Below are 2,158 nucleotides of genomic sequence, written 5' to 3' on the forward strand. Positions count from 1 at the left end.
AGGTGAGGTCGGCCCAGGGCGCAGTATCAGCGTTTCGGCTGGTCTGTTTCCCTGGGCCGCCTCCCGAACCGGACGTGCGACTTTCACCGCATCCGGCTCTCCACGAGCCCATGCCAATGCTCATGCAGGTGCTGGTTGGGTCCACGGTGTGGGGATGTCTCCTCGGTAGCGGTACCGGCTTACCGGTATTGCAGCGGGATTGAACAGCTCCACGCCCTCGTCCACCGGCCACCACCCCATGGGGCCGTACCGGTCTCGGAGGGCCCTCCAGTTGGTCTTACGGTGTTTGTTCCTCAACCAGATCACGACTCTGCGCCAGGTGTAATGGCGCAGATACGCGAAAGTATGGGCTGAGACCCCGTATTGGAAGTACCGTGTCCAGCCAGGCAAGATGAGATTCAGTTGCCTGAGAATCTCTACCAGCGGCTTGTGTGTTCCCTGCGTGGTGATCGTCTTGACCTTCTGCTTGATCGCTGCCACAGATTTCCGTGACGGGAAGGTATAGACGAACTGCTTCGACGTTCCTGGCTTGTAGTGCCGCTGGATGCGGAACCCCAGGAAGTCGAAGCCCTCATCGATGCCGACGACGAAAGTCTTCTCCTCTGATAGACGCAGCCCCATAGGGGCCAGGACGTCTGCAATCTGGTCATACAGTGCTTCCGCGTGTTCACGTTCACCGCTGATAAGCACGACAAAATCGTCTGCATAGCGGACCAGCCGGTAAGTGGGTAGTCCGTGTCGGCGGCGACGGGCACGATCGACCCGGGAAGAACTGTTTTCAGCCCAAACCCGAGCGAAGTGCTCATCGAGTACTTCCAAGGCAATGTTGGCCAGCAGAGGCGAGAGGATCCCGCCTTGCGGAGTTCCGGTGTCTGTGCGTCTCAGAGTCTGGTCCTCGCTGAGGACGCCGGCTTTGAGGAACGCTTTGATCAGAGCGATCACTCGCTTATCACCAATACGACCACGTACCCGGCCCAGCAGGGCCGTATGGTCGATCTCATCGAAGCAGGCCTTGATGTCACCTTCGAAAACCCATTCATAGGAATTCGAGGCGAACATCCTAATCTCGGCCACAGCATCCATCGCCCGCCGCCCGGGGCGGAACCCGTAGGACGAGGCATGGAAGTCAGCTTCGAAGATCGGTTCTAACACCAGCACCAGGGCCGCTTGGACCACCCGATCAGCAACGGTAGGGATACCCAAGGGGCGGAACTTCCCTCCAGGCTTCGGTATCAGTCGCTGCTTCACCGGCGAGGGCTGGAACTGACGCGCCTTCACCCGGTGGCGAAGATCGGTCAGAAACTGCAGCCAGGTCCCCTCAGCGACAAGCCGACGAGCTGTCAGCCCATCAACTCCTGCTGAGCGCGCCCCAGTGTTTCCTGCAACCCGCTCCCACGCTACGCGCAGGAAAGCAGGGTCAGCCACGAGATTAAACAGGTCGCTGAAACAGGCCGTGGCGTCCTGCTTCGACCATTGATGCAGTTTGAGCTGTATTCCCAGTACCCGCTCCCGAGCCTCAACGAGGCCGGGGAAAGGAGCGTCGATATTCACCGGCGACCTCCTGGCCTTACAGAACCAAAACTGCGGACTCGCTGCCGTCCTTCGCCATGTATGTGGCTTTCCCACACTCGGACTACTACGACGGCTCCGCCCCCTGTGGCGCCCATTAGGCGACGACGGCCCTGCCCGCCAGACCACTGGCTGCGGACTTGGAAGGGCAGACACCACAGGGTTCCCATGTTCCCTGTGCGACGGTTGGTAGGGGCGGTGCCCAGCTCTTCTCCGGCAGCTTGTCTGTGAGTACGCCGCAGAGATTCCTCACAGCCACCAACACCGGCGTCACTTCCCAGTGCTGGAGTCGCTTCACCGTTCGTCCGTGAAGCGTCTGCTGCTGCCCGGCCCACATCCACCAGATTTGAGCCGGTTCCACGATTACGGAGGGTCAACCACTGGTTCACTCTCGTTACACCTTCCTACCTCGTTTGCCGAACCCGCACTGTCTGGTAGTGCCAGCACGTTCCGGCGTTGTCAGGGCTGCTTTCCACCCTCACCAGCGTCTCCTGGATCAGGCTGCCCTCAACTTGTACCCAGTCGCTGCGACGACCAGGCCACAGGGGTCTCTCACCCCCATCCGCACACACAGCGCCTCATGGCGCAC

The 2,158-nt window shown here is 60.6% G+C and carries 1 protein-coding gene; it reads right to left on the reverse strand.

Features of this window, described 5'->3' with window-relative positions; translation table 11 throughout:
- Positions 1–120: 120 nt before the first annotated feature.
- On the reverse strand, positions 121–1,551 hold the full coding sequence (gene ltrA / locus GNZ21_RS02690; RefSeq protein WP_188503832.1) for a group II intron reverse transcriptase/maturase: 1,431 nt from the start codon (positions 1,549–1,551) through the stop codon (positions 121–123).
- Positions 1,552–2,158 lie beyond the last annotated feature (607 nt).

The sequence above is a fragment of the Nesterenkonia alkaliphila genome (assembly GCF_009758175.1).
In the GTDB taxonomy this organism is placed as follows: Bacteria; Actinomycetota; Actinomycetes; order Actinomycetales; family Micrococcaceae; genus Nesterenkonia; species Nesterenkonia alkaliphila.